Raw genomic sequence first — 965 nt, forward strand, 5'->3', positions numbered from 1 at the left:
ACCGTCGCCAACGCCAACGTGTAGCCGGTCATAGTCCACGCGACGACGGCCTGGGAAGACCCGAATTGGTCGATGAAGGTGCGTTGCGCGACGCTGACGACGGTGACGTCCACGATCGCCATGACCGTGGCCAGGATGCAGACGCCGGAAATCCGCAACAGGCCGGCGTCGAGCTTGTCGGGATACTCCCGCTCGCCCTCGCCCAGCTGCGGGGCGGGGTCGTAAGGCAGCGGCGTGTCGGCCGCTACGTAAGGGGCCTGATCCATGGCGTTGCTTAGCATATCGAACCGATTCCAGCGCCGTCAGCCCGCGGGACCCCGTTCGGGTGGCGCGCATCCCGCGCGACCAGCGGCCCAGCGGTTTCGATATACGCCTGCCGTCTGCGTGTCCTTCACCATTCCGACACCTGAGATCGTCAAACTGCGGGTGTGGCTGGAAAATTGATCGTCTCGGTCTCGGGGATAGGCGAACGCACCCTCGACGACGTTGAGGCGTTCTGCGCTCAGATGGATGCCCGCAATGTCCCGGTGTCGTTGTTGGTGGCCCCTCGGCTCAGCGGTGACTACCGACTCGACCGCGACCCGCGAACCGTCGAATGGCTGACCGGCCGGAGGTCCGGTGGTGACGCGATCGTGCTGCACGGCTATGACGATGCCGCCACCAAGAAGCGCCGCGGTGAATTCGCCATCCTGCGGGCCCATGAGGCCAACTTGCGGCTGATGGCCGCCGACCGGGTGCTCGAGCACCTAGGACTGCGCACCCGACTGTTCGCGGCGCCCGGCTGGGTGGTGTCCCCGGGCGTTGTCAAAGCCTTGCCGGACAACGGCTTTCGGCTTCTCGCGGATCTGCACGGGATCACCGACCTGGTGCGGCACACCACCGTGCGCTCCCGCGTGTTGGGCATCGGGGAAGGCTTTCTCACCGAACCGTGGTGGTGCCGGATGGTGGTGCTGTCCGCCGAGCGG

At 66.4% G+C, this 965-nt stretch carries 1 protein-coding gene and 1 pseudogene; one reads left to right on the plus strand and one right to left on the minus strand.

What is annotated here, in order from left to right:
* Nucleotides 1-281, minus strand: a pseudogene (locus A9X03_RS24110) (MFS transporter); the annotation flags it as partial.
* Nucleotides 282-428: 147 nt separating this feature from the next.
* On the opposite strand from A9X03_RS24110, the gene A9X03_RS24115 reads away from it, so the two are divergent.
* Nucleotides 429-965: DUF2334 domain-containing protein (locus A9X03_RS24115; RefSeq protein ID WP_068263353.1), on the plus strand; the 537-nt coding region annotated here is incomplete at its 3' end.

The sequence above is a fragment of the Mycobacterium sp. E1715 genome, from assembly GCF_001667625.1.
Classification (GTDB): domain Bacteria; phylum Actinomycetota; class Actinomycetes; order Mycobacteriales; family Mycobacteriaceae; genus Mycobacterium.